This is a genomic window from Geminocystis sp. CENA526, assembly GCF_050753365.1.
Taxonomy (GTDB): domain Bacteria; phylum Cyanobacteriota; class Cyanobacteriia; order Cyanobacteriales; family Cyanobacteriaceae; genus Geminocystis.
Map to the genome: position 1 here is coordinate 1 of NZ_JBLZFY010000027.1, position 17,571 is coordinate 17,571.

Genomic DNA, 17,571 nt, shown 5'->3' on the forward strand with positions numbered 1-17,571 from the left:
GGTGCCATAATAATTAATTCTCCTTGAGGATTTCTTTCTAATGATATTTCTGGATTATTGAGACAAAGTTGATAAAATTGTTGTCGATTTAAAGCGGTAATTGAATCAAGATTTAATACAGTAGCCATAATTATTTTCCCCTTAGTAATCTAAAGTTATTTCTAAGTCTAATAAAACATTTTCTCCTGATAAAGTTACAGGCATTTTTACCACTTCTACAGCTTTATTTTGACGATAAATTTCGACAGTTTTATCCTGTGGATTGATTAACCATCCTAACTGTAATCCAGAGTCTAAATATTCCTTCATTTTTTCTTGTAATGGCTTAAGCCTATCGCTTTTCGATCTTAATTCTATGACAAAATCAGGACAAATAGGGGGGAATCCTTCCTTTTCTTTTTCGCTCAATGCTTCCCATTTTGCCAAAGATACCCAAGCCACATCTGGACTTCGATCGCCCCCTTTTGGTAAACTAAATATTGTCGATGAACTAAATACTTTACCTAATTTTTTTTGACGATTCCAATAGCCAATATCAATTATTAAATTAGCTTCTTTTTCTCCACTTATACCACCGACGGGTGCCATAATAATTAATTCTCCTTGAGGATTTCTTTCTAATGATATTTCTGGATTATTAACGCAAAGTTGATAAAATTGTTTACGATTTAAAGTAGTAATTGACTCAAGATTTAATACAGTAGTCATAATTATTTTCCCCTTAGTAATCTAAAGTTATTTCTAAGTCTAATAATACATTTTCTCCTGATAAAGTTACGGGCATTTTGATCATTTCTACGGTTTGATTTTGACGATAAATTTCGACAGTTTTATCCTGCGGATTGATTAACCATCCTAACTGTAATCCAGAGTCTAAATATTCCTTCATTTTTTCTTGTAACGGTTTAAGTCGATCACGAAGTGGCGCTGCGCGATCGCTTTTCGATCTTAATTCAATATTTCTTTCTAATTGCAATTCTGGATTATTAACGCAGAGTTGATAAAATTGTTGTCGATTTAATGCCGTAATTGATTGGAGATTTAATACGGTAGTCATGATTTTATTTTCACTAACGTAGGTAGTTAGCGGTGATAGGGAAATAGATATAAACCATTCCCCTTAAATTGTCTTTCCTATTCTTGAGGGCAACGATTAAAAATTAAACATCGTAGGGTGCTTTACCAGAGAATTTGAGGGTGACAGGCTCAGGATTTTTACCGATATTTCTGTCTTTTTTACCGTGAAACTCACGACCTTCATTAACTTTCTCAGGGAATACACCATCCGCAGGATGAAGATATTGGATTTCACCAGTAGGATATACACGGTAGATTTTATAATCTTCAATTTTGGGTTTGAATTTGGTGCGTAATTGAGTACCTAAAGCCAAGCATTGCTCTTTACGGGCAAAATAGAATAAGTTTTCCCCTTCATTCATAATGGCTGCACCACCAGTAGGCATTTCAAAAACCTGCTCACTTTTACTTGTCCAAGTAATAGCATACTTTTCTTCTCTGTCAGCAGCAGAAAGTAAACCGCCGGTGCTACCACCGAATTTAGGCATCTGTCCAGTAAGTTGAATTGTTTCGCTCATAGGGATATTGCTTTTATGGAAATATATTTACTATCTAGGCAATGCTATCATTCAGATTAACTTTCTTGTACATATTTGTTATGAACTGTAACAGTTTGTTGCAAAATGTCACTCTAAGTAGTTTAAACTTTGATAAAATTGTTCACTGATTCTGCTGTTTTCATGGGGGCGCTTAAGGCTTCCTCTAACTTGGCACAGCCTAATTTTTGCTCAAGGATGTTAAATACTTCTCTACCAAAGTCGAGGGGGTTTTGTTTCCATGCCTGTAGGCATACTTCCCCGAAAAATGAGCCTAAAGGTTCAGGATTCCAGAGTAGTTTTTTTGCAGTCCAAGGCATCATACTCATAGGGTTATAGCCTTCTTTCAAGATGTTATTTTTGAGGGCATATTCTTCTAAGTGGGTATGGGGTTGTAAACCAATGAAAAATATCGCAGGTTCGACTTTATCCGCCCCGAATATCTTTTCTAATTCTCGATGATAGACGATCGTTTGGCGAATAGTGTCAAAAGTTTCATCTATAACATTAAAAGAATAGTTAACGGAAACCACATCATTGAATCCAGCAGTTTTTAAGTCTCGACAATTTTGCAAGACAGTTTTGAGGTTATAACCCATGCGCATTTTACGCACTAATTCCTGTGAACCGCTCGTAATGCCGATTTCAAAGTAATTCATCCCCGTCGCTACCATCAAATCGCATAATTCGGGAGTAAGGTTATCGGCACGAATGTAGGAAGCCCAATGTATATCTTCCATGCCTGATGCTTTGATTTTTTTGAGTAGTTCGATGGCATCGTTAATATACATTTTGGCAGGGATAAATTGAGCATCGGTAAACCAAAAATTGCGAATACCTCGATCGTACAGTTGACTCATTTCCGCCACGACTTCTTCCGCAGGGTTGATTCTAACTTGTTTACCTTCTACCACAGTATAAACGCAGTAACAACAATTATGGGGGCATCCGCGCTTAGTTTGCACTCCGATATAAAAGTCATTTTCTTGGAAATAGTAGTCAAAATCATCCCAAATACTAGCGATATAGTCATAATTACAAGCGGTTTTTTCGAGGGGGGCTGGTTGTTCGTGAATTAAGCCCTTTCTCGGTTGTTCTCCACCGACTACATAACAACGTTCATTACTAAAATCTTGATTAGTAAGGATTTTCTCCATGAGGGCTTCTCCTTCGCCTACAGATACGATCGTACCTTGAGGTAAAGTAGTTTTCAACTGTTCATAAAATACACTAACTGCACCGCCTCCCACCATCACTTTTATATCTGAGTGATATTTTTTAGCTTGTTTTAAGCCTTTTTTAATTAATCTTGCATTACGCCATAACTCTCCATAATAGGCAGTAGCTACTTTTAAACCCCCAAACGCACCTCTTAACCTAATTAAAGGATTTTGGGCATAATAAAATTCAAAGGCATTTTGTAACGGATTACCTCCTCTACCGCCTACGGGGGCATAAATTTGGATGTCTCGCCACGAATAGACTAACATGGTAGGTTGAAACTCATCGATACATTCTAACAAGGCTCGATCGAAATCCAGAGGGGGAATTGTACCTAAATCGAAGATTTTTTGTTCTATATTGGGGAATAATTTATGAACATGATCTGCTAAATATACCACCCCAATCGGAAAAATGGGATTACAAGGAAGTCTGAGGTATAGTATTTTTTCTGCCATGATTATTTACAATTCTTTAATTAGATGAGAGTTAACGATGTTGATCGATGCAACTATTTCTCATTTATCTTAATATATTTTAACAATCACTGGTTATAAAACCTGATAAGCTCGAACCTATTTAATCAGGTTATTTTTAGTGCAAGATGTCAGTATAATAAAGAATGTAAAGAAAAGTTAAGAAAAATTAGAAGTAGAATGCGAGTTGCCATCGTAGGTGCAGGATTAGCAGGATTAGCCACCGCCATTGACTTAGTTGACGCTGGTTGGGATGTCGAAATATTTGAATCTCGCCCTTTTGTCGGGGGTAAAGTAGGTAGTTGGGTTGACGGTGACGGCAATCATATCGAGATGGGTTTACACGTCTTTTTTGGTTGCTATTACAATCTTTTTGCCTTAATGGAAAAAGTAGGCGCGATCGATAACTTAAGATTGAAAGAGCATACTCATACCTTTATCAACGAAGGAGGAAGAGTAGGAGAATTAGACTTTCGTTTCATCACGGGCGCACCTTTTAACGGTTTAAAAGCGTTTTTCACCACTTCTCAACTATCGGCGGTGGATAAAATTGCCAATTCTTTAGCTTTAGGCACAAGCCCCATTGTCAGGGGATTAATAGACTTTGAAGGCGCAATGCGTAACATTCGAGACTTAGATAGCATCAGTTTTGCTGACTGGTTTCGTAAACACGGAGGTAATCAAGGAAGTCTTGATAAAATGTGGAATCCCATTGCCTATGCTTTAGGATTCATCGACACAGAAAACATCTCCGCCCGTTGTATGTTAACTATTTTTCAATTCTTTGCGGCGAAAACCGAAGCCTCTGTATTGAGAATGTTAGAAGGCTCACCCCATGAATACTTACATAAGCCCATTGTAAACTACTTAGAATCTAAAGGGGTAAAAATCCATACCCGTCGTCAAGTCAGAGAAATTAAATATCAGGAAGGAGAAGAAACCCTCGTCACTGGTTTATTAGTAGCAAAAGGAGACACCGAAGAATTAATTACAGCAGATACTTATGTTTTTGCCTGTGATATACCCGGTATCCAAAAAGTGCTTCCCCAAGGGTGGCGTAAATGGAAAGAATTTGACAATATCTATAAATTAACTGCTGTACCTGTGGCGACAGTTCAGCTACGTTTTGACGGTTGGGTGACAGAATTAAACGACGAAAAGAAACGTAAACAATTAGAAAAAGCGGAGGGTATCGACAACTTACTCTATACCTGCGATGCTGACTTTTCCTGTTTTTCAGATTTAGCTTTATCGAGTCCTGCGGATTATTATCGCCAAGGGGAAGGCTCTCTGTTACAATTAGTGTTGACTCCGGGTGATCCTTTTATTAAGGAAAGTAACGAAAATATTGCTAACCATGTGTTAAAACAAGTGCATAAGTTATTCCCTTCTTCCCGTGACTTAAATATGACTTGGTATAGCGTGGTAAAATTAGCTCAATCTCTTTATCGGGAAGCCCCCGGTATGGATGTTTACCGCCCCTCTCAAAAGACTCCTATTTCTAACTTCTTCTTAGCAGGTAGTTATACTCAACAAGATTATATTGACAGTATGGAGGGCGCAACTATTTCGGGTAAACAAGCAGCCCAAGCTATCCTTAAATCTAAGACGAAAGTACTAGCAATCCGTTAACAATTAACAATTAACAATTAACAATTAACAATTAACCACTATTCCCTCTTTCCTCTTCCCTCTTCCCTATCTTCATCAAAAGACTTTTTCAGCACCTTCGTCATGTCTTATATTGATATAGCTCTATTACCCGGTATCACTTCGATCGATCTTAAAAACCTCAAGAATTTAGGCATTGACACGAATTTAGCATTACTCAAATATGGGTGCGATCGACCCAAGCAACAGGAATTAGCGATCAAAATGGGAGTTAACCTTAAAAATGTGTTGAAGTGGATTGCCTTAGCTGACTTATCCCGTCTGGAAAGTGTGGGAAATCAGTATTGCGGTTTAATTTTACATTCTGGAGTGATTTCCTGTCGTCAATTAGCACAGACTTCAGTGCCACAGTTGCACAGACAAATTCTCAAATTACAAGTATCTCATTTCGGTACAAAAAAAGAATGCCCGCCCCTTTCCCTCGTAAAAACGTGGGTAAAAGAGGCAAGACAATTAGGAATTAGGAATTAGGAATTAGGAATTAGGAATTCACTAGATACCAATATAAGATATTTTATGGATTTTGTCAAGTAATCTTTAAACTAAAGCAGGAACGGGAGTTTCCCAACGATCGACCGCTTTCCCAATCACTGCTAATTCTTTCACCAATCGATCGAACGCATCAGGAGTCAAAGATTGAGGACCATCAGACAAGGCTTTAGCAGGATTGGGGTGAACTTCAATCATTAATGAATCAGTCCCCCCCGCAATAGCCGCCATCGCCATACTAGGCACATATTCAGCTTTTCCTGTACCATGACTAGGATCGATCATAATCGGTAAATGAGTTAAAGAACGCAATACAGGAATTACCGATAAATCTAAGACGTTTCGGGCATATTCTCGATCGAAAGTACGGATACCTCTCTCACATAAAATAACGTTAGAATTACCCCCAGCAAGGATATATTCCGCCGCCATTAACCATTCAGAAATAGTGGCAGACATACCTCTTTTCAGTAACACTGGTTTAGGTTGAGTACCGACTTTCTTCAAAAGAGAGAAATTTTGCATATTGCGCGCACCCACTTGGATCACATCCGCAAATTCTACAATTACATCTAAATCTGCGGTATCCATAACTTCGGTAATAATGCCCAAGCCCGAAGCATCTCTAGCGGCGGCTAATAATTGTAAAGCACTTTCACCATGCCCTTGGAAAGCATAGGGAGAAGTACGAGGTTTGTAAGCTCCACCTCTTAAAAATTTTGCTCCTGCGTTTTTTACTCTCTTAGCGGTTTCTACGATCATCTCTTCATTTTCTACCGAGCAAGGACCTGCTACAATCACCACAGGATGATTTAAACCGAAGGTGACATCACCATTAGGAGTAGGCACTACCACTTCACTGGGTTGCCCATGACGATAATCTAAACTGGCTCGTTTGTACGGCTTTTCTACTCGTAAAACTGTTTCAATCCAAGGGCTAATTTCTTGAATCTGCTCTGGATTTAAGGAAGCAGTTTCTCCCACTAAACCGATAACTACTTTATGTTGTCCGACAATTTTTTCAGGAGTCAATCCCCATGTGGTTAACTCATCCCCGACACGGGTAATTTCCACTTCGGGAGTACCCACTTTCATTACAACGATCATAATTATATTTCCCTTGACTAATAAATGTGCTAGGACTGGTATTTGATGACGGTAAAATTTCTATAGATTGATAAGTTACCCCCAAGAAGAATAAATTATAATTTCGAGTTCGATCGAAAAGCCATAGAATATCAACTAGGGGTAAAAATCCTCAATGATGATAGTTTGCTAGAGATAAATCACACAAAATAGCTAATTATTTATTATTAATAGATTCTTGTCGTGCGCTTCTCCATGCCGAAGTCATTCTGCTAAAATTGAGGGAAAAATCTGACCAACCCCACCAAGTACCAACTCTTTCTTCATCCCATGATGTGGAAAGAATGCCATAACTTAAACCTAACACACCCAACCCAAATAAACCCATACTGACCAATAATACGGCGGTATTAGGTACTTTAAACCATTCTTGTTTTACCACTAAATAAAAAGCGAAAAAGGATAAAATACCCAAACCTGTAGGAATTCCGCTAAAAATAGCCATTCTGCGAATCATTCTTTTACTAACCACTTCAGGAATTTCTCTTAAGGAAGCCTTTTGTTTGTTGCTTCGGAAATTTTGGTTAGATGTTTTTTCAGATTTAGTTACAGGAGTGTTATTAGTCGTTTTCTTAACGACTTTTTTATTTTTCTTGGGTTCAAAAGGTAAAGAGTTGCGATTAGATGGAGATGGCATAATAATTTATTTAATTGTGTTTAACCACGAATACCTAATTTTTGAATCAAGTCTTGATAGGCTTGAGGACTTTCTTTTTTAATATAACCTAATAAACTTTTGCGTTGACCGATTAATTTTAAAAGTCCACGACGACTAGAGTGATCTTTTTGGTTAACTTTTAAGTGTCCTGTAAGTTGACTAATTCTTTCGGTTAACAATGCTACTTGTAAATTAGATGATCCTGTATCAGTTTCGTGCATTTGATATTTACTGATAATTTCTTGTTTTTTTTCTTGAGTTAAGCTCATTTTTCTTTAAAAGTTTAAATACTGCAATCTTCAATTATATCATATTGGTAACAAGTTCGGGGAGATTAAATAGGGGGTGCTGAAAAAGTCTTTTGATGGGGATAGGTGTCAGGTGTCAGGTGTCAGGTGGCAGGTGTTAGGTTAAATTAAAACTGTAAATTTATAATATTTGCATTTTCAAAATCCTAAACCTATTATATATCAACACTTTTAACGATTATTTATTACTAAAATATCATAACGACTGTAGAAGAGCCTTAATTATTTTCTATTAATTGGGAATAACTACTGTAGAAGAGCCATAATAATTGATTTTCTAACCATAAAAAATGACTATATTTCTTATCAATGATAGTTTTTAGTTATATTAAATTTTCGAGAATGAAAACGTCCTGCTTTTAGATAAGTTTTTCACCTATTTTTAGATGACTACCGTTAATAAAATTCCATGCAGATTGCAGTTTTTTCCCTGCTAATTGCACTTCTAATATTAACAATAATCCTGCTCCAGTTTGCACAATAAAACCAAAATTTTTCACGGTTTTAACTATTTCTCCAATATCCCCCGAAAGGTTATCTATATCTTGTAAAAAAGATGGTAATTTACTTAAATGAGAAGGTAAATTTAAGGTATCAATTTCTGTTAAGGGAATGCTTTGAGTTATTTTTAAATTTTGCGATCGAAATGTGGTGATACAATGGGGATAAAATGCCCTAATTTGGTTATGAATTTGTAATGCTGATTGATGCCAATTAATTTGATAATCTGCTTTGTCAATTAAACGTGCATAAGTGGCTAATTCTTCATTTTGAGGGATAGGTTGAATTTCTTTTGCCTCTAATTTTGCGAGGGTTTCTATCAATAAATCTGCACCTTGTTGTGCTAATTTTACAGATAATTCTTCTACATTAGTTAAAAGTTCGATCGAAGTATAGGCTTTTAATAGCATATCACCCGTGTCCATACCTTCATCCATCAGCATAGTAGTTATACCCATTTCCGTTTTTCCATCATAAATACTCCACTGAATCGGTGCCGCCCCTCGATATTCAGGTAAAATTGAACCATGAACATTGATACAGCCTAATTTTGGCATATTCAGGATTTTTTTTGATAAAATTTGCCCATAGGCAACCACCACAAAAACGTCAGCGTGACTTTTCTGCAACAATTCAAGGGTATCCTTATCTTTTTTGATGCGAAGGGGTTGCCAGACAGGCAAATCATACTTTAAAGCCAACTCCTTCACAGGAGAAGGTATCATCTTATTTCCCCTACCCCGTCTTTTATCAGGTTGAGTGACAACGGCGGTGACATCATAATCACTGTGATTAAGTAATGATTGTAAACTGTTAACCGCAAAATCTGGTGTACCAAAAAAAACTATACGCATTTTTTAAGTGAATAGTGAATAGTGGATAGTGAATAGTGGATAGTGGATAGTGGATAGTTTTTAATTCTTAATTCTTAATTCTTAATTCTTCTCATGGTTTCTATTTCTGTTTTAATCCAAAAGGCGATCGAAAATCAAGTAGTCAGCTTTCCTACTGACACATTACCAGCTTTAGCTGTAAAACCTAGTCATAGCGAATTAATCTTTGAGTTGAAACAAAGAAGTTATGAAAAACCCTTGATATTAATGGTTAGCAGTGTAGATGAAATCTGGCAATATGTTAAAGGTACACATGAAGAATTAAAAATTTGGCAAGACATCGCCTATCAATATCTCCCCGGTGGTTTAACTATGGTATTACCTGCTTCTTCCTTAATCCCACCGAAAATGAATCCTCTTAATCCTAATAGTATAGGGGTTCGTGTACCTAACAGTTCGATCGCGCAGGAAATTCTCCGTCAAACAGGAGGAATGGCAACCACTAGCGCTAATTTATCGGGAGAAGAAGCCTTAACGGATATGTATGCCATAGCCAAAAAATTTCCCTCCGTTTATGCCTTAGATTATGACAATAAAGAATATTCTGGCATCGCCTCTACAGTGATAAAATGGACAGGAGAAAATTGGCAAACTCTACGACAAGGAAAAATCATCATTAGTAATAAATAGTCATTGCGAGGTAACGAAGCAATCTGAAGCCATCTCTCACCAAATTTAGAGAGAAAAAATAAAACTATTAGTATTAAATATTAACAATCAATTAATGGTGAAAAAAAATCAACCAGAATTATCTTTATTAATACCTTGTTATAACGAAGCCGAAAATTTAGATATTCTTTTTTCTCGTTTGCAATCAGTCTTAAATCCCCTTAATTTAGACTATGAAATAGTTTGCATTAACGATGGTAGTAAAGATGACACTTTAAAACTTTTGATTGATTATCACGATCGAGATAAACGTATTAAAATTATTAATTTATCCCGTAATTTTGGTAAAGAAATCGCCATGAGTGCAGGATTAGATTATACCACAGGAAAAGCCGTAATTCCCATCGATGCCGATTTACAAGACCCACCCGAATTAATTATTGAGTTATTAGAAAAATGGCGAGAAGGTTTTGATATGGTTTATGCCGTGAGAAAATCTCGTCAAGGGGAATCATGGTTAAAGAAAAAAACCGCCGATTATTTCTATAGTTTTATTGGCAAAATTAGTACTATTCCTATTCCTGCTAATACTGGAGATTATCGTTTATTAGATGAAAAAGTCGTCATCGCTTTAAGACAATTACCAGAAAAAAATCGCTTTATGAAAGGTTTATTTTCATGGGTAGGTTATCGCCAAACTGCAATATATTTTGAACGTTTACCAAGATACGGAGGAAAAAGCAGTTTTAACTATTGGAAATTGTGGAATTTTGCATTAGATGGTATCACTTCTTTTAGTTCAATTCCTCTAAAAGTTTGGAGTTATTTTGGTTTATTTATCTCTTTTATCTCTTTATTATACGGTTTATTTTTATTACTAAAAACCTTGATTTTTGGTGTTGATTTACCCGGTTACGCCTCTACTATTGTGACTATTTTATTCTTAGGCGGTATTCAATTAATTACTTTAGGAGTTATCGGCGAATATATTGCCAGAATTTATGAAGAAGTGAAGGGAAGACCATTGTATCTTATCAGAGAAACCTATGGTTTGTTCGATCGAACCGAAAATTACTTGAGTTCCACACAAGAAAATGATAACAAACCTTTAGACGAATAAAAGTTTAAGGGCAATACAGGTAACAAATTTAAAGATTATGTATAAATAGCTACAAAATAAAAATAAATCTATCTTTAGCATTAAGTGTTTGAGCGATTAAACAAATAAAGTAAGTAAAGTTAAAGGAGAAATAGTTAATGCCAGGAACACCCCAAGAAGTCTTACAGATGATCAAAGAGAACAATATTAAAATTATTGATCTCAAATTTATTGATATGCCCGGCATTTGGCAACACTGTTCTTTCTATTATGACCAAATAGATGAAAGTTCTTTCGTTGACGGTGTAGCCTTCGATGGTTCTAGTATTCGTGGTTGGAAAGCCATTAATGACTCCGATATGGCAATGGTACCCGATGCCACCACTGCATGGATCGATCCTTTCTACAAAGAACCCACTTTAAGCATGATTTGTAGTATCAAAGAGCCTCGTACTGGTGAATGGTATTCCAGAGATCCCCGTAGTATTGCAGCTAAAGCGGTTGAATATTTAGCCTCTAGTGGTATCGGTGATACAGCTTATTTTGGTCCTGAAGCTGAGTTTTTCATTTTTGATGATGTTCGTTTCGATCAAACTGAAAACAAAGGTTTTTATTATGTGGACAGCGTTGAAGGTCGTTGGAACTCTGGTAAAGTCGAAGAAGGTGGTAACTTAGGCTATAAACCGGGCTACAAACAGGGATACTTCCCCGTAGCTCCCACTGACACCACCCAAGACATTAGAACAGAAATGCTTTTAACTATGGCGGCTTGTGGTGTACCCATTGAAAAACATCACCACGAAGTAGCAACTGGTGGACAAAATGAGTTAGGAATCAAATTTTCTACCCTTGTTCAAGCGGCAGATTATTTAATGACTTACAAATATTGTATTAAAAACGTAGCGAAAAAATACGGTAAAACCGTTACTTTCATGCCTAAGCCTTTATTTAATGATAATGGTTCTGGTATGCACACTCACCAGTCTCTCTGGAATAACGGTGTACCTTTATTTGCAGGTGATAAGTACGCAGGTTTAAGTCAGATGGCTTTATGGTATATCGGTGGTATTATTAAACACGCTCCTGCTTTATTAGCTTTAACGAACCCTACCACTAACTCTTACAAACGTTTAGTACCCGGTTTTGAAGCTCCTGTAAACTTAGCTTACTCTCAAGGAAATCGATCGGCTTCTATTCGTATTCCTTTATCGGGTACTAACCCCAAAGCGAAACGTTTAGAATTCCGTTGCCCTGATGCTACCAGTAATCCTTATTTAGCGTTTGCAGCGATGTTATGTGCAGGTATCGATGGTATTAAGAATCAAATCGATCCGGGTGAGCCTTTAGACGTGGATATTTATGACTTATCCCCCGAAGAATTAAGCAAAATTCCTTCTACCCCCGGTTCTTTAGAAGCCGCTTTAGAAGCCTTAGAAAATGATCATGCTTTCTTAACTGAGACTGGCGTATTTACCACTGACTTTATTGAAAACTGGATTGAGTACAAACTAGATAATGAGGTTAACCCCATGCGTCTTCGTCCTCATCCTTACGAGTTTTCTTTATACTATGACTGTTAATGACTAAAGAATGACTAAAGCATAAAAAGTTAATATCTTATACAAGAAAATACATAAAAACAAAAAGGTGTGTTAGAATAATAAAAAAATTTTAGCATACCTTTTTTCATGGGAAAAAAAGAATATGTCTCGGCGGCAGAAGCGTCAAAAGCCCTCGGAGTTAGCACTCAAACCCTCCGAAATTGGGATAAAACAGGAAAAATTAGCACCATTAGAACTCCCACAGGACTCAGAAGATACGAACTCTCTAGCGTCATGGGAGAATCTAAAGAAATTACCCTTATTTATGCACGGGTTTCTTCTTATAACTGTACTTTAGACTAATAAAATATTGCAAGACAATAAGTAAGCTAACAAATATTAGCTTAAAAAGAAAGATTTTTTATCAATTATAGTTTTCAGTTAAATATAATTTTCTTTACCCCCCTAAATAGGCTTCTAAAACTCGATCGTCTCCTTGTATTTCGTCAGGAGTACCATCCGCTAAATTTGTCCCTTCAGCTAATACCCAAACATGACTACAAAGAGACATAATCACATCCATATTATGCTCAATGATGAGAAAAGAAATTCCCTGTTGATTCCAGTTAACAATATGTTGACAAATTTGATTAATTAAAGTGGGGTTTACTCCTGCGGCTGGTTCATCTAGTAAAATGAGTTTAGGATTTGTCATTAGAGTTCGAGCCATTTCAAGTAGCTTACGCTGTCCTCCTGATAATGCCCCTGCGTAATCGTAGGCTTTTTCAGCTAATCCTACAGATTCTAAGATACCCATGGCTTTCGATCGATTTTCCTTTTCTTCCTTACGAATTTTGCCTTGATTGACAATCACTGACAAGATATTTTCTCCCGTTTGTTGTTGACTGCCTAACAACATATTTTCTAATACCGTTAAACGAGATAATACCCTAGCGACTTGAAATGTACGGATAAAACCTTGTCTTGCAATCTGATGGGGGTTTAAATTATGAACAGGTTTACCTTCAAATAAGACTTTTCCTGTGTCAGCTTTTAAAAAGTTTGAGAGTAAATTGAATAAGGTACTTTTTCCCGCACCATTAGGACCTATTAATCCTGTTATACTGTTAGCCTTGACTTCTATACTGGCATTATTTACGGCTTTTAAACCGCCAAAACTTTTGGATAGATTACTAGCGATAAGGATAGAGTCAGATGAGTTCGATCGAATTTGTTGCTCCATTAATCAGACTGGTATTGATTTTAGGTAGTTTTTATTTTGCCACAGAAATCCACGAAAACAAAAATTTATCGAAAAATTTATCATGTAATTACATAAACAGAGCATTTCAAACCTGATTTTTTTACAATACCCTTGTTTTTTTTGATGATGACGCAATGACTGAAAACCTTGATTTTGAATAATCTGACACCTGATACCCATCCCCTCCTCAAACTTTTTCAGCAACCCCTAAGTAACTTTTGCAAAAATTAACGTTTCTTAACTTATCTTGACTGATAACTAGGAAAATAGGGAAAAATCTAGGACAATAGAAATATATAGAATAAATAGTAAAATAGATAATTGTAGGGTTAGTAAATTGTATATGAATAATCAAATTGTATCCGAAGGACGTGTTAGTGGTAACGATAAGGTAGAAATTTCCATTCATCTCGATTCTGAGTTAGTGGAAAAAATCAAACATCTTACAAATGATCCTAGTCGAGTGATTGAATCTGCGTTAAAAGAATGGTTAAAAGGTGAAAGACAGCAAGATGACGATTTAACTCGTACTTTAAGACGAAATCCTCCTGTACCTCCTAGGGGTGAATGGAATGACTAAATGAGTAATTTGTAAAGAGTAATGTGTAATGAGTAAAAAGTAGGCTCATTGGTATCGGCAAATTAATTAATTATTAATTCTCAATTTTTAATTCTACATTTTCTTTTGAGCTTTTTTCCATTATCATTAAATTAATTGTAGATTATTAAAGAATCAATGACATTAAATGTAGTCAATAATAACTATCAATCTCTTGCGACTTTGGGTAGCGAATTGGTTTTTACTCAAGATGTTTTGGGTAATTATCATTCTTTTTATTGGCGATCGAAATTACTAGAATTAAGTATTATTACGGAAGATTCAAATACAAAATTATATCCCTTTGCTAAATCAGCTTATCTGGAAAGAATTGAAAGGATTTTAACTCGTAAAATACCCGAACAATGTCATTGTGTCTTATGTTATGAACATCACTCTTTAACCTTTGAATTAATTATCAGCCCCATAATTCTCGACAATGGCACAGCCGAATTAGTATTAGTCATGGGGCATCAATTACAAGATCAAGAAATATGTTTGACATCTACCTTACCAACAAATCCTGATCCCTACCAGAAATTATTAACGACTATCGCCCGTAAAATTCGTCGTACCCTTGATTTGAACACCATTTGGCAACAAACCGTTGACAGTATTGGGGAAGCCTTGGGTACAAATCGTTGTCTTTTGTTAACGTCTGCTGACAATAGAGAATATTTAGAAGCAAAAGCCGAATATTGTGATGGGCAATATCCTTCCTTGTTAGGAAAGCGTTTTAATGTGCAGGATTTCCCTATTCTCCAAGAAGTGATGTTCGATCGAAAATATAAGATAATTATAGGTAATTTATATAAAAGTTGTGATTCTTTATCCGTGTTGTTAGTACCGACTTTTTATCAACAGGAATTTAACAGCATTATTGTTTTACATCAGTGCGATCGAATTAGACAATGGAATGAAGCGGAATTAGAATTAGTACAAGAATTAGCAGATCAAGTGGGAACTGCTATGGCTCATGCTATGCTATACCAAAAGTTAGAACAGGCAAATATTGAAGCAAAAGAAGCATCACGATTAAAAACAGAATTTTTAGCTAGTACAAGCCATGAATTAAGGACTCCTTTAAACGGAATCTTGGGATTTTTAAAACTAATCCTCGATGACTTAACCGATAGTGTAGAAGAAGAAAGAGAATTTATAACTCAAGCCTATCATTCAGCCCTGCACCTGCTCAACTTAATCAATGATATATTAGACATCGCCAAAATAGAAGCAGGAAAACTAGAATTTAACTTTGATAACATTTCTCTAAATATTATTTACCAAGAAATTGAAAGATTTGCCCGTACTCAAGCCGATAATAAACACATTTCTCTGGACATAATATTACCGCCAACCTATGATGATATATTACTCTACGCTGATTATCAAAGATTATTACAAGTGATGCTCAATCTCGTGGGTAATTCCTTGAAATTTACCCATACGGGAGGTATTGAAGTCACCACAGAAATTATCATTAAAACAGTTACCTTCAAAGAAAAAACCTTCCCCGGCATGATAAAAATTAGCGTTGCCGATACGGGTGTGGGAGTTTCCTTAGACAAACAAGAAAAACTCTTTGAAACATTTTACCAAGTCGATGGCTCTCGTACGAAGGCTTATGGCGGTACGGGATTAGGTTTAGCCATTTCTAAGCGCTTAGTAGAGGCAATGGGGGGCAAAATCTCCTTTTATAGCATGGGAGAAGAATTAGGCTCAACCGTCACATTAACTATCCCCTTATCTCAAATTCCTCTCTTAAAAAATAGTGAATAATTGCACAAAAATTTAAAATTTGTTCGTCTTGCCCTTGACAAGTCTTGACTTTTTTTGATAAAGTTTAGATACTGCGAATAGTGACAACTTTAAGTATAAACAGCAAGATTTCCATTTTAGTCCGATACCTGTTAATGATGTAAATCTCTTGTTTCTTAACTTATTTATTCTCGATTTTGACTTAAAACTATCTTTGCGTCTTTGCGTGAGAAAAAAATCTATTTTTTGATTTCCTGAACGATCGAACTAGACAATGGAGAGATAGATTGTTGTTGATTCAAGTTAACGGAAACATTAGAAAAAATCAAACTAGCTCCCATAATCGCCATGATAGCATTTTCCGCAAAACTCACAACCCCTAACGGTGCTTTAGAATTACCACCAACACAGGCACAATTTAATTCTAGTTTATCCACATAAACGGCTTTAAATACCGAGATACCACCACTAATACCTAATGTAAATGCACCAATGCCAGTGGCTAAGGGAAGGATTCCTGATAATAAACCTAAGCCAATCATCGACTCCAGAAAAGGATAAACTTTGCCATAGGGTTTGAAACGTTGACAAATGAGATCGTATTTTGCAAAACTTTCCGCAAAAGCATTAAGATCCATTAATTTTAATGATGCTAACATCGACAGAGAAACCCCCATAAAACCTGTAAATCCTAAAGAGGAGGCTAAACTGATTAACCCTGCTGTAGAAAATAACGCAATCACAGGTGTATAGGAATAATCTGCTTTTTTTGCTGTTACCCCAAAATAATTCGCTAAATCAGTATAACCACCAATTCGATCGAGATCAAAAAATATTTGTGGAGTCGTTGCTACATTATATTTAGCCTTGAATAAATCGACTTCTTCTTGGCTAGTCAATTTTATATCTTCAAAAGCAATTCCTGCTTCCTTGAGTAAATTAACTGCTTTTAAACCCCAAGGGCATTCTTTTTCTCCCATGGACATCCTGTATAATTTTACTTGTGTATTTTTCCCTATTGTTACCATTTTCATTACCTCATTATTAATTAATAACAAAAAACAAATATCAAATCAATATAAGGCTATAAATCATCAATTTCAGTATTTAAAAAGTACTTATTTTGCGGATTTGATTGTTTAAAAAAGTTTTTTTTGAGTTTATGTCTCTATGATAAACTCTATAGTTAACTAGAGAGTCAAGGGGTAAGTCAAAATTTTTTGAGTTTGAAGTAAATTTATAATATTTGAGGTTGTGAATATGAATAATCTTTTAAAAATAGGTGAAATCGCAAAACAAACCAGAGTTTCTGTTGGTACTTTACGATATTATGAAACTCTAAAACTCCTCAAGCCTATAAGACGAGGGGAAAATGCTTATAGATATTACGAATTAGAAGCGGTTAAAGTGGTTGAATTTATCAAAAAAGCTCAATCTTTGGGATTTTCTTTGGAAGAAATTAGGCAAATTATAGAGATTCGTAATTACGGTAAGCCACCCTGTGAATTAGTCAAAAATCTATTGGATAAAAAAATTGAAGAATTAACTACCCAAATTAAACAAATGACTTCTTTCAAAGTTGAATTAGAAAATTATAGAGAAAGTTGGAGAATAAATGAGGTAAACATAGATAATCAAGAAACAACGGAAATTTGTCCACTAATTGCACAACTCAATGTTAAGTAGGTAAGCAGAATTAATTGTGAATTTTATTTATCTCAACGCT

19 protein-coding genes are annotated in these 17,571 nt (G+C 35.7%); 9 read left to right on the plus strand and 10 right to left on the minus strand.

The features are described from left to right. Positions 1-141: 141 nt before the first annotated feature. The 4 genes from ACN4EE_RS09570 to ACN4EE_RS09585 all read right to left on the minus strand — a co-directional run bounded on the left by ACN4EE_RS09570 (position 142) and on the right by ACN4EE_RS09585 (position 3,292). A complete protein-coding gene (locus ACN4EE_RS09570; protein ID WP_431706213.1) occupies positions 142-708 on the minus strand; it encodes a Uma2 family endonuclease in 567 nt (188 codons plus the stop codon). A 13-nt stretch (positions 709-721) separates the two neighbouring features. Continuing rightward, positions 722-1,057, minus strand: a complete 336-nt coding sequence (locus ACN4EE_RS09575; protein ID WP_431706214.1) for a Uma2 family endonuclease — start codon at positions 1,055-1,057, stop codon at positions 722-724. 103 nt (positions 1,058-1,160) lie between these two features. After that, positions 1,161-1,595: a photosystem I reaction center subunit II PsaD gene (psaD, locus tag ACN4EE_RS09580; protein ID WP_431706215.1), complete on the minus strand. Its 435-nt coding sequence runs from the start codon at positions 1,593-1,595 to the stop codon at positions 1,161-1,163. Positions 1,596-1,717: 122 nt separating this feature from the next. Beyond that, positions 1,718-3,292: a photosystem II high light acclimation radical SAM protein gene (locus ACN4EE_RS09585; RefSeq protein ID WP_431706216.1), complete on the minus strand. Its 1,575-nt coding sequence runs from the start codon at positions 3,290-3,292 to the stop codon at positions 1,718-1,720. Positions 3,293-3,490: 198 nt separating this feature from the next. On the opposite strand from ACN4EE_RS09585, the gene zds reads away from it, so the two are divergent. Together zds and ACN4EE_RS09595 are read left to right on the plus strand one after the other, a co-directional pair. Next, positions 3,491-4,942: a 9,9'-di-cis-zeta-carotene desaturase gene (gene zds / locus ACN4EE_RS09590; protein ID WP_431706217.1), complete on the plus strand. Its 1,452-nt coding sequence runs from the start codon at positions 3,491-3,493 to the stop codon at positions 4,940-4,942. Between the two features lie 102 nt (positions 4,943-5,044). Further along, a complete protein-coding gene (locus ACN4EE_RS09595; protein ID WP_431706218.1) occupies positions 5,045-5,452 on the plus strand; it encodes a DUF4332 domain-containing protein in 408 nt (135 codons plus the stop codon). Positions 5,453-5,518: 66 nt separating this feature from the next. On the opposite strand, the gene aroF is transcribed toward ACN4EE_RS09595, so the two are convergent. From aroF to fmt, 4 genes are all read right to left on the minus strand, one after another. Next, positions 5,519-6,577 (minus strand): 3-deoxy-7-phosphoheptulonate synthase, encoded by a 1,059-nt coding sequence (aroF, locus tag ACN4EE_RS09600; protein WP_431706219.1) that lies wholly within the window; start codon positions 6,575-6,577, stop codon positions 5,519-5,521. A gap of 196 nt (positions 6,578-6,773) precedes the next feature. Next, positions 6,774-7,253: a PAM68 family protein gene (locus tag ACN4EE_RS09605; RefSeq protein ID WP_431706220.1), complete on the minus strand. Its 480-nt coding sequence runs from the start codon at positions 7,251-7,253 to the stop codon at positions 6,774-6,776. A 20-nt stretch (positions 7,254-7,273) separates the two neighbouring features. Then, positions 7,274-7,543: a 30S ribosomal protein S15 gene (rpsO, locus tag ACN4EE_RS09610; protein ID WP_431706221.1), complete on the minus strand. Its 270-nt coding sequence runs from the start codon at positions 7,541-7,543 to the stop codon at positions 7,274-7,276. A gap of 398 nt (positions 7,544-7,941) precedes the next feature. Next, the gene (gene fmt, locus ACN4EE_RS09615; RefSeq protein WP_431706222.1) at positions 7,942-8,937 is read right to left on the minus strand and encodes a methionyl-tRNA formyltransferase; all 996 of its coding nucleotides are present in this window, start codon (positions 8,935-8,937) and stop codon (positions 7,942-7,944) included. Between the two features lie 93 nt (positions 8,938-9,030). Here fmt and ACN4EE_RS09620 point away from each other — a divergent pair, with 93 nt between their 5' ends. From ACN4EE_RS09620 to ACN4EE_RS09635, 4 genes are all read left to right on the plus strand, one after another. Next, a complete protein-coding gene (locus tag ACN4EE_RS09620; RefSeq protein ID WP_431706223.1) occupies positions 9,031-9,606 on the plus strand; it encodes an L-threonylcarbamoyladenylate synthase in 576 nt (191 codons plus the stop codon). Positions 9,607-9,700: 94 nt separating this feature from the next. Continuing rightward, positions 9,701-10,705, plus strand: a complete 1,005-nt coding sequence (locus ACN4EE_RS09625; RefSeq protein ID WP_431706224.1) for a glycosyltransferase family 2 protein — start codon at positions 9,701-9,703, stop codon at positions 10,703-10,705. A 137-nt stretch (positions 10,706-10,842) separates the two neighbouring features. Continuing rightward, entirely contained in the window at positions 10,843-12,264 is a 1,422-nt protein-coding gene (gene glnA / locus ACN4EE_RS09630; protein WP_431706225.1) for a type I glutamate--ammonia ligase, read from the plus strand. Positions 12,265-12,372: 108 nt separating this feature from the next. After that, complete coding sequence (locus ACN4EE_RS09635; protein ID WP_431706226.1) at positions 12,373-12,588, plus strand: MerR family DNA-binding transcriptional regulator; 216 nt, start codon at positions 12,373-12,375, stop codon at positions 12,586-12,588. 94 nt (positions 12,589-12,682) lie between these two features. Here ACN4EE_RS09635 and ACN4EE_RS09640 read toward each other — a convergent pair whose 3' ends face one another. Further along, positions 12,683-13,468 carry an ABC transporter ATP-binding protein gene (locus ACN4EE_RS09640; protein WP_431706227.1) on the minus strand — a complete coding sequence of 262 codons (786 nt, stop codon included), beginning with the start codon at positions 13,466-13,468 and terminating at the stop codon, positions 12,683-12,685. 364 nt (positions 13,469-13,832) lie between these two features. Here ACN4EE_RS09640 and ACN4EE_RS09645 point away from each other — a divergent pair, with 364 nt between their 5' ends. Next, positions 13,833-14,069: a hypothetical protein gene (locus tag ACN4EE_RS09645; protein ID WP_431706228.1), complete on the plus strand. Its 237-nt coding sequence runs from the start codon at positions 13,833-13,835 to the stop codon at positions 14,067-14,069. Between the two features lie 156 nt (positions 14,070-14,225). Next, positions 14,226-15,866, plus strand: a complete 1,641-nt coding sequence (locus ACN4EE_RS09650; RefSeq protein WP_431706229.1) for a GAF domain-containing sensor histidine kinase — start codon at positions 14,226-14,228, stop codon at positions 15,864-15,866. 218 nt (positions 15,867-16,084) lie between these two features. On the opposite strand, the gene ACN4EE_RS09655 is transcribed toward ACN4EE_RS09650, so the two are convergent. Further along, positions 16,085-16,879 (minus strand): glutaredoxin family protein, encoded by a 795-nt coding sequence (locus ACN4EE_RS09655; RefSeq protein ID WP_431706230.1) that lies wholly within the window; start codon positions 16,877-16,879, stop codon positions 16,085-16,087. A gap of 226 nt (positions 16,880-17,105) precedes the next feature. Here ACN4EE_RS09655 and ACN4EE_RS09660 point away from each other — a divergent pair, with 226 nt between their 5' ends. After that, positions 17,106-17,531, plus strand: coding sequence for a heavy metal-responsive transcriptional regulator (locus ACN4EE_RS09660; protein WP_431706231.1), 426 nt, complete (start codon positions 17,106-17,108; stop codon positions 17,529-17,531). Positions 17,532-17,571 lie beyond the last annotated feature (40 nt).

Coding starts and splice junctions, on each gene's coding strand:
- ACN4EE_RS09570 (WP_431706213.1), bottom strand. CDS start 708: ATGACTACTGTATTAAATCTTGAGTCAATTACTACTTTAAATCGTAAA.
- ACN4EE_RS09575 (WP_431706214.1), bottom strand. CDS start 1,057: ATGACTACCGTATTAAATCTCCAATCAATTACGGCATTAAATCGACAA.
- psaD (WP_431706215.1), bottom strand. CDS start 1,595: ATGAGCGAAACAATTCAACTTACTGGACAGATGCCTAAATTCGGTGGT.
- ACN4EE_RS09585 (WP_431706216.1), bottom strand. CDS start 3,292: ATGGCAGAAAAAATACTATACCTCAGACTTCCTTGTAATCCCATTTTT.
- zds (WP_431706217.1), top strand. CDS start 3,491: ATGCGAGTTGCCATCGTAGGTGCAGGATTAGCAGGATTAGCCACCGCC.
- ACN4EE_RS09595 (WP_431706218.1), top strand. CDS start 5,045: ATGTCTTATATTGATATAGCTCTATTACCCGGTATCACTTCGATCGAT.
- aroF (WP_431706219.1), bottom strand. CDS start 6,577: ATGATCGTTGTAATGAAAGTGGGTACTCCCGAAGTGGAAATTACCCGT.
- ACN4EE_RS09605 (WP_431706220.1), bottom strand. CDS start 7,253: ATGCCATCTCCATCTAATCGCAACTCTTTACCTTTTGAACCCAAGAAA.
- rpsO (WP_431706221.1), bottom strand. CDS start 7,543: ATGAGCTTAACTCAAGAAAAAAAACAAGAAATTATCAGTAAATATCAA.
- fmt (WP_431706222.1), bottom strand. CDS start 8,937: ATGCGTATAGTTTTTTTTGGTACACCAGATTTTGCGGTTAACAGTTTA.
- ACN4EE_RS09620 (WP_431706223.1), top strand. CDS start 9,031: ATGGTTTCTATTTCTGTTTTAATCCAAAAGGCGATCGAAAATCAAGTA.
- ACN4EE_RS09625 (WP_431706224.1), top strand. CDS start 9,701: ATGGTGAAAAAAAATCAACCAGAATTATCTTTATTAATACCTTGTTAT.
- glnA (WP_431706225.1), top strand. CDS start 10,843: ATGCCAGGAACACCCCAAGAAGTCTTACAGATGATCAAAGAGAACAAT.
- ACN4EE_RS09635 (WP_431706226.1), top strand. CDS start 12,373: ATGGGAAAAAAAGAATATGTCTCGGCGGCAGAAGCGTCAAAAGCCCTC.
- ACN4EE_RS09640 (WP_431706227.1), bottom strand. CDS start 13,468: ATGGAGCAACAAATTCGATCGAACTCATCTGACTCTATCCTTATCGCT.
- ACN4EE_RS09645 (WP_431706228.1), top strand. CDS start 13,833: ATGAATAATCAAATTGTATCCGAAGGACGTGTTAGTGGTAACGATAAG.
- ACN4EE_RS09650 (WP_431706229.1), top strand. CDS start 14,226: ATGACATTAAATGTAGTCAATAATAACTATCAATCTCTTGCGACTTTG.
- ACN4EE_RS09655 (WP_431706230.1), bottom strand. CDS start 16,879: ATGAAAATGGTAACAATAGGGAAAAATACACAAGTAAAATTATACAGG.
- ACN4EE_RS09660 (WP_431706231.1), top strand. CDS start 17,106: ATGAATAATCTTTTAAAAATAGGTGAAATCGCAAAACAAACCAGAGTT.